We start from the raw sequence: 7904 nt of genomic DNA, 5'->3' as shown, positions 1-7904 counted from the left end.
CTAACCCTTGTCGTGCACCCCGACCCGCTCGGCCCGGGTGAGCACCGCGGCCGGGGCGTCGGCGGGTTCCCCCTCGACCGCGCCGCGCGCCGCGCGGCGCGGCACCGTGGCCGCCCACAGCCGGCGGCACGCGCTCAGGGAGGCCAGGACGAGCAGGCCGTTACGGGTGACGATCAGCGCCACGCCCAGCTTGTCGCTGTGGGCGATGTCCTCGAAGAAGATCGGGAACTCCAGCGTGGTGAAGAGCGTCGCGCCCAGCATCAGCGCGACCGGCCGCCGGACCACCGACTCCCGCAGCGTCATGCAGACCGCGCCGACGCCGACCAGCCACACCATGTACTGCGGGCTGATCACCCGGCTGGTGGTGGTGAAGACCAGCACCGCGGTGAAGGCCGCGTCGAAGGGCGTGGCGACCGAGTACGTACGGGCCCGCAGCCGCCACAGCAGCAGCCAGGCGAAGGCCAGTACGGACAGCGCCATCGCCGCGGTGCTCACCAGGTGCACGTGCGGGCCGATGAACTCGACCGACCCGTAGTGCATCCGCGCGGTGCCGTGCCAGCCGAAGTGCCGGGCGATGTGGAAGACGGTGGCGCCCAGCGACTCGACCTCGGTGCCGCGGTCGCGCTGGAAGGTGAGGAAGGACAGCGAACCCGGCATGGCCAGGTGGAACGCGAGCGCGATCACCGCCATCGTCACCGCCGCCGAGATCCACGACCGCCGGGTGGTACGGCCGCGGGGCGTCCCGATGAGCAGCAGCAGCGGCCACACCTTGAGCATGGCGCCCACCCCGGCCAGCACCCCGCCCGCCTTCGGGCGGCGCGGCAGCAGGAGCAGCCCCGCCACGGCGACGGCGGTGACCATCACGTCGTAGCGGGCGTAGATGATCGGGCCGAGCAGCGCGCCGCCGCCGACCCACACCCACACCCCGGCCATCCGGCCGCCGCGCCTGACCCGCGAGTCGCGCAGCAGCACCGCCAGGATCACCGCGTCCGCCAGGAAGGCCAGCCAGAAGAACGCGGCGGTGTAGCTGAGGAAGGGCAGCAGACCGGGCGCGAGGATCACCAGCGCGGCCCCGGGCGGGTACTGCCAGGTCACGTCGTGCAGCGGGAAGCTGCCCGTGCTCAGCACCCCGTACCAGCGGTGGTAGACGGACGAGACATCGTGGGCGATGTACTGGCCGGGAAAGTGGACGACCTCGAACACGAACAACAGGAACGCGGCTCGGGTGACGACCCAGGTGAGCACGGCCCAGCCCCGACCGCTGATATGTGTGTTTGTCACGATATGTATCATGCGGTGAACGGCAGCCCGGTCGCGGGACGGACGCGGCCGGTGGCGGCCAGCCGGGTGAACACCCCGTGAGCGGGTACTGTCGGCGGCGATGGACAAGACCCTGATCGTGACCAACGACTTCCCGCCCAGGCCCGGCGGCATCCAGTCCTTCGTGCACGGCATGGCGCTGTGGATGGACCCGGGACAGGTCGTCGTCTACGCCTCCACCTGGAAGGACGGCGCCGAGGTCGCCCGCTTCGACGCGGAGCAGCCCTTCGCCGTGGTCCGCGACCGCACCTCGATGCTGCTGCCCACCCGCCGGGTCACCCGGCGCGCCGCCGGCCTGCTGCGCGAACACGGCTGCTCCTCCGTCTGGTTCGGCGCCGCCGCCCCGCTCGGCCTGATGGCGCCCGCGCTGCGCGAGGCCGGGGCGCGGCGGCTGGTCGGCACCACGCACGGGCACGAGGCCGCCTGGGCGCAGCTCCCCGCCAGCCGCTCGCTGCTGCGCCGGATCGGCGAGGGCACCGACACCCTCACCTACCTCGGCGAGTACACCCGCTCCCGGATCGCCGCCGCGCTGACACCGGCCGCCGCCGCCCGGATGGTCCAACTGCCCCCCGGTGTCGACGAGAAGACCTTCCACCCCGGCTCGGGCGGCGCGGTGGTACGGGCCAGGCTCGGTCTCGCCGACCGCCCGGTGGTGGTGTGCGTGTCGCGGCTGGTGCCGCGCAAGGGCCAGGACACGCTGATCCAGGCGATGCCGCGGATCCTGCACGAGGTGCCGGACGCCGCGCTGCTGATCGTGGGCGGCGGACCGTACCGGGGAGACCTGGAGAAGCTGGCGGAGCGGACCGGCGTCGGCCACGCGGTGCGCTTCACCGGGCCCGTGCCGTCGGAGGAACTGCCCGCCCACTACGGCGCCGGCGACGTCTTCGCGATGCCGTGCAGGACCCGGCGCGGCGGCCTGGACGTCGAAGGGCTCGGCATCGTCTACCTGGAGGCGTCCGCGACCGGGCTGCCGGTGATCGCGGGCGACTCCGGCGGCGCGCCCGACGCGGTCCTGGACGGCGAGACCGGCTGGGTGGTCGCGGGCGGCTCGCCCGCGCAGTGCGCCGACCGCGTCCTGACCCTGCTGCGCGACCCCGAACTGCGCGCCCGGATGGGTGAGCGCGGCCGTCGCTGGGTCGAGGACGCCTGGCGCTGGGACCTGCTGGCGGAACGGCTCACGTCCCTGCTGTGACCCGTGGGCGCGGCCACAGCCGCCGTCCCGGCGCCGTCGTCGTACGAGAACCGGCCGCCGTACGAAGAACCGGCCGCCGTATGAGAGCGCCGTAAAAGACCATGCTTCATGGGCATGGAGGGTTCACGCGGACCCGCCCATCATGCGCGCATGACATCAGACCTGACGCGCCGTCACTTTCTGGGACTCGGCGCCCTCCAGACCGCAGCAGCACTCGGCCTCACCCGTATCGCGCTCTCCGCGACCCCCGCGTCCGCCGCGTCCGCCGTGCAGGCGGAGCCCGCCGCCACCACCTTCAGCCCCGCCATCGTGATCGGCTCCGGTTACGGCGGCGCCGTCGCCGCCCTCCGGCTCGGCCAGCGCGGTGTCACCACCACCGTCCTGGAGATGGGACGGCTGTGGGACACCCCCGCCGCCGACGGCAAGATCTTCTGCAACACCAGCTCGCCCGACCAGCGTTCGATGTGGTTCCGCAACCGCACCGAGGCGCCGCTGGCCACCTTCCTCTGGCTCGACCTCGTCAACAAGAACATCACCCCCTACCCCGGCGTCCTGGACCGCGTGCACTACGGCGACATGTCCGTCTACGTCGGCCGTGGTGTCGGCGGCGGCTCCCTGGTCAACGGCGGCATGGCCGTCACCCCGTCACGCGCGTACTTCGAGGAAGTGCTCCCGCAGGTCGACTCCACCGCGATGTACTCCACGTACTTCCCGCGCGCCAACAGCATGCTCGGCGTCAACACCGTCGACCCCGCCTGGTTCGAGTCCACCGAGTGGTATCAATTCGCCCGCGTCTCCCGCGACCAGGCCCACAGCGCCGGTCTGAACACCACCTTCGTGCCGAACGTGTACGACTTCTCGTACATGAAGGCCGAGGCCGCGGGCACCGCCACCAAGTCCGCGCTGGACCAGGAGGTCATCTACGGCAACAACCACGGCAAGCGCAGCGTCGACAAGACCTATCTGGCCTCGGCGATCGGCACCGGGCACGTGACGATCGAGACCCTCAGCCGGGTCAGAGCCGTGAGAAGAGCGGCCGACGGCACGTACGTCCTCACCGTCGACCGGATCGACCTGACCGGCGCGGTCGTGGAGACCCGTGAGGTCGGCTGTCGCTACCTCTTCCTCGCCGCGGGCAGCCTCGGCTCCACCGAGATCCTGGTCAGGGCCCGCGAGACCGGCACCCTCCCGCGGCTCAACGCGAGCGTGGGCACCGCCTGGGGCGGCAACGGCAACATCATGCTCGCCCGCGCCAACTACCTCTGGAATCCCACCGGGGCGCACCAGTCCACCATCCCCGTCATGGGCATCGACGACTGGTCCAACGCGAGCAACCCGGTCTTCGCCGAGATCGCCCCGCTCCCGATCGGCTTCGAGACCTGGATCAGCCTCTACCTGGCCATCACCAAGAACCCCGAACGCGGCACCTTCTCCTACGACGCCGCCACCGACTCCGCCCGGCTGAACTGGACGCTCGCCCAGAACCAGCCCTCGGTCAAGGCCGCCAAGACCCTCTTCGACCGGATCAACCGCAAGCAGGGCACGATCTACCGCTACGACCTCTTCGGCGGCAACAAAGCCTTCGCCGACGACTTCTGCTACCACCCGCTGGGCGGCCTGCCGCTCGGCCGCGCCACCGACGCGTACGGCCGCGTCAGCGGCTACGACCACCTCTACGTCACCGACAGCTCCCTGATCCCCGGCTCCATCGGCGTCAACCCGTTCGTGACGATCACCGCGCTCGCGGAGCGCCTCATGGACAGTGCCCTCGCGGAAATCAGCCCGTCCGGCGTCTGAGGACAGAACCTCAGCGCTGGTAGAGCGCCTCGATCTCATCCGCGTAATCCGTCAGAACGACATTCCGCTTCAGCTTCAGCGACGGCGTGACGTGGCCGGACTCCTCCGTGAACTGGGTCGGCAGAATACGGAACTTCCGCACCGACTCGGCCTTGGAGACGGCCGCGTTGCCCTCGTCCACCGCGCGCTGCACGGCCGCCAGCAGCTCCGGGTCGGCCGCCAGCTCGGCGACGCCCGCGCCCGCCCTGCCGTGCTGCTCGGCCCAGTGCGGCAGGAACTCCTCGTCCAGGGTGATCAGCGCCGCCACGAACGGGCGCCCGTCACCGACCACCATGCACTCGGCGACCAGCGCGTCCGCCCTGATCCGGTCCTCGATCACCGCGGGCGCGACGTTCTTGCCGCCCGCCGTCACGATGATCTCCTTCTTCCGGCCGGTGATCGACAGATAGCCGTCCTCGTCGAGCGAGCCCAGGTCACCGGTGTGGAACCAGCCGTCGGAGACCGCCTCCGCGGTCGCCGCCTCGTTGTTCCAGTACCCGGTGAACAGGTGCTCGCCGTGCAGCAGCACCTCGCCGTCGTCCGCGATCCGCACGGTCGAGCCGGGCAGCGGCTGGCCGACCGAACCGATCTTCGTACGGTCCCAGGGGTTGAAGGCCGTGGCCGCGCAGGACTCGGTCAGGCCGTAGCCCTCCAGCACCGTGAAGCCGATACCGCGGTAGAAGTGGCCGAGGCGCTCGCCCAGCGGCGCGCCGCCGGAGATCGCGTGGGTGGCCCGGCCGCCGAGGACCGCGCGGAGCTTGGCGTAGACGAGCCGGTCGAAGACCTTGTGCGCGAGGCGCAGCTTCAGCGACGGGCCCGCCGTGGTGTCCAGCGCCCGGCTGTACTCGGTCGCGGTGGCCGCCGCGCGGTCGAAGATCTTGCCCTTGCCGCCCGCCTGCGCCGTGGCCCGCGCGGTGTTGTAGACCTTCTCGAAGACCCGGGGCACGCCCAGGACCATCGTCGGCCGGAACGAGCCGAGGTCGTCGGTGAGGTTCTTGACGTCCGGCACATGGCCGAGCCTGATCGGCGCCATCACGGCCGCGACCTCGACCAGCCGCCCGAAGACGTGGGCCAGCGGCAGGAAGAGCAGTACCGAGGAGTCGCCGGTACGGAACAGCGGGCTCAGCCGCTCCACCACGTTGCCGCACTCCGCGAAGAAGCCGCGGTGGCTCAGCACACAGCCCTTGGGGCGGCCCGTGGTGCCCGAGGTGTAGACGATGGTCGCGGGGGAGTCGGCGCCCGCGCTCGCGCTGCGCTCGTCCACCACCGCGTCGGAGATGTCGGTACCCGCCGCGTTCAGCGTGTCCACCGCGCCGGTGTCGATCCGCCACAGGTGCTTGAGCTGCGGCAGCCGCTCCCGTACGGACTCCACCGCGCTCTCGTGCGGCTCGGACTCCACGACCGCCGCGACCGCGCCCGAGTCGCTGAGGATCCACTCGATCTGGGACGCCGACGACGTCTCGTAGACCGGCACGGTGACCGCGCCCGCGCTCCAGATCGCGAAGTCCAGCAGCGTCCACTCGTACCGCGTCCTGGACATCACGGCCACCCGGTCGCCCGGCTGCACGCCCGAGGCGATCAGACCCTTGGCCGCGGCGCGCACCTCGGCGAGGAAACCCGCCGCGCCGACGTCCTGCCACCGGCCCGCGGAATCCTTGCGGGCGAGGACGGCGGTGTCCGGATGCTGAGCGGCGTTGCGGCGGATCAGATCCGTCAGATTGGCGTCCGCGGGGACCTCGTACAGGGCCGGAAGGCTGAACTCACGCAAGGCGGCTGCTCCTCATCGGTGCCACGGCGCACCCGGAGGGAAGATGTGGACGGCGTGGACGTTACCCATCGGTAAAGCTCTGGCGATAGGGGGGCCGTACAGATGTTCTCAGCGTCACACGCACATCACACGCGCTTCACACACCGGGGCGGAGCGGCTGGGTTCCTGCCCGGAAGAGTAGTCCAGCGCCCGGCCGGGCCGCTGCTGACCCGCTACGGCGTTGCCCGGTTATAAAGTGTCCGCATGCGGGTCCATGTGGTGAGTGACGTCCATGGCGCTGCCGAGGCCCTGAGCCGGGCCGGGGACGGCGCGGACGCGCTGGTCTGCCTGGGCGACCTGGTCCTCTTCCTTGACTACGCCGACCACTCCCGCGGCATCTTCCCCGACCTCTTCGGCGTCGCCAACGCCGACCGGATGGTCGAGCTGCGCACCGCCCGCCGCTTCGACGAGGCCAGGGTCCTGGACCAGGAGCTGTGGGCCGGTACCGACCGGCGCACCGCCATCGAGTCCGCGGTACGCAAGCAGTACGCGGAGCTGTTCGCCGCCTTCCCCACCCCGACGTACGCCACCTACGGCAATGTCGACATCCCGGCCCTCTGGCCGGAGTACGCGGGTCCGGGCACCACCGTCCTGGACGGCGCGACCGCCGAGATCGGCGGCCGGGTCTTCGGCTTCGTCGGCGGCGGCCTGCGCACCCCGATGCGCACCCCGTACGAGGTCGACGAGGAGGAGTACGCGGCCAAGGTCGCCGCCCTCGGCCCGGTCGACGTGCTCTGCTCCCACATCCCGCCCGCGATCCCGGAACTCTGCTACGACACCGCCGCCCGGCGCTTCGAGCGCGGCAGCCAGGCGCTGCTGGAGGCGATCCACGCGGTCCGGCCCAAATTCGCGCTGTTCGGCCACGTCCACCAGCCGCTGGTGCCGCGCACCCGGATCGGCCGCACCGAATGCGTCAACGTCGGGCATTTCAACCACACCCGCCGGCCATGGGTCCTGGAGTGGTGACCCGCCCGGACCCGCCCGCCCGGACCCGCCCGGCGGGACGCGACCGGCGGCGCCCGCAGCGGTGACGGCCGCCCCACCTGCACGCGGTAGCCTTCAGCAGCAATGGCATGCGATGTCCCGGAGGGGCTACGGCGATGGCGGAACACACGAAGTCGAGCATCACGATCGAGGCGGCTCCGGCCGCCGTCATGGGCGTCATCGCCGACTTCGGCCGCTACCCGGAGTGGACGGGAGAGGTCAAGGAGGCGGAAGTCCTCGCCACCGACGCCGAAGGCCGCGCCGAGCAGGTCCGGCTGCTGCTCGACGCCGGGGCGATCAAGGACGACCACACCCTCGCGTACACCTGGATCAGCGCCACCGAGGTGCGCTGGTCGCTGGTCAAGTCCCAGATGCTGCGCACCCTCGACGGCTCCTACGCCCTCGCGCCGCGCGACGGCGGTACGCGCACCGAGGTGACGTACCAGCTCACCGTGGACGTCAAGATCCCCATGCTCGGCATGATCAAGCGCAAGGCGGAGAAGGTCATCATCGACCGGGCGCTCGCGGGCCTGAAGAAGCGCGTCGAGTCCGGGAGCGGCGAGGGCGGGGACGCGGCCGGCGGCCCGGACTCAGCGGCCGGTTCAGCCGGTTCCGCCGACCCAGCGGCCGGTTCAGCCGGTTCCGCCGCCAAGCCCGACGATCCGGCCTGACCCGGTGACCCGCGCCCCGCGACCGCCCCGCACCCTGCTCGTCACCGGCCACGGAGGCGCGGGCCGCACCACGGTCGCGGCGGCGACCGCCGTG

At 71.6% G+C, this 7904-nt stretch carries 6 protein-coding genes; 4 read left to right on the top strand and 2 right to left on the bottom strand.

Features of this window, described 5'->3' with window-relative positions; genetic code table 11:
• Positions 1-1293, bottom strand: coding sequence for a glycosyltransferase 87 family protein (locus tag BGM09_RS16945; RefSeq protein WP_188282442.1), 1293 nt, complete (start codon positions 1291-1293; stop codon positions 1-3).
• 88 nt (positions 1294-1381) lie between these two features.
• On the opposite strand from BGM09_RS16945, the gene BGM09_RS16940 reads away from it, so the two are divergent.
• Both BGM09_RS16940 and BGM09_RS16935 read left to right on the top strand, forming a co-directional pair.
• Entirely contained in the window at positions 1382-2512 is a 1131-nt protein-coding gene (locus BGM09_RS16940; protein ID WP_188282441.1) for a glycosyltransferase family 4 protein, read from the top strand.
• A 150-nt stretch (positions 2513-2662) separates the two neighbouring features.
• A complete protein-coding gene (locus BGM09_RS16935) occupies positions 2663-4309 on the top strand; it encodes a GMC oxidoreductase (protein WP_188282440.1) in 1647 nt (548 codons plus the stop codon).
• 10 nt (positions 4310-4319) lie between these two features.
• Here the strand turns inward: BGM09_RS16935 and BGM09_RS16930 are convergent, their stop codons facing one another.
• Positions 4320-6116, bottom strand: a complete 1797-nt coding sequence (locus BGM09_RS16930) for an AMP-dependent synthetase/ligase (RefSeq protein WP_188282439.1) — start codon at positions 6114-6116, stop codon at positions 4320-4322.
• 243 nt (positions 6117-6359) lie between these two features.
• On the opposite strand from BGM09_RS16930, the gene BGM09_RS16925 reads away from it, so the two are divergent.
• Both BGM09_RS16925 and BGM09_RS16920 read left to right on the top strand, forming a co-directional pair.
• A complete protein-coding gene (locus tag BGM09_RS16925) occupies positions 6360-7121 on the top strand; it encodes a metallophosphoesterase (protein ID WP_188282438.1) in 762 nt (253 codons plus the stop codon).
• A 134-nt stretch (positions 7122-7255) separates the two neighbouring features.
• The gene (locus tag BGM09_RS16920) at positions 7256-7810 is read left to right on the top strand and encodes an SRPBCC family protein (protein ID WP_188282437.1); all 555 of its coding nucleotides are present in this window, start codon (positions 7256-7258) and stop codon (positions 7808-7810) included.
• Positions 7811-7904 lie beyond the last annotated feature (94 nt).

The sequence above is a fragment of the Streptomyces sp. CBMA29 genome (assembly GCF_014596445.1).
GTDB lineage: Bacteria > Actinomycetota > Actinomycetes > Streptomycetales > Streptomycetaceae > Actinacidiphila.
This window is presented reverse-complemented; position numbering and strand designations above follow the sequence as displayed.

Bases quoted from the DNA above. Each gene is read 5' to 3' on its own strand.
- BGM09_RS16920 (WP_188282437.1), top strand. From the start codon at position 7,256: ATGGCGGAACACACGAAGTCGAGCATCACGATCGAGGCGGCTCCGGCC.
- BGM09_RS16935 (WP_188282440.1), top strand. From the start codon at position 2,663: ATGACATCAGACCTGACGCGCCGTCACTTTCTGGGACTCGGCGCCCTC.
- BGM09_RS16945 (WP_188282442.1), bottom strand. From the start codon at position 1,293: ATGATACATATCGTGACAAACACACATATCAGCGGTCGGGGCTGGGCC.
- BGM09_RS16940 (WP_188282441.1), top strand. From the start codon at position 1,382: ATGGACAAGACCCTGATCGTGACCAACGACTTCCCGCCCAGGCCCGGC.
- BGM09_RS16925 (WP_188282438.1), top strand. From the start codon at position 6,360: ATGCGGGTCCATGTGGTGAGTGACGTCCATGGCGCTGCCGAGGCCCTG.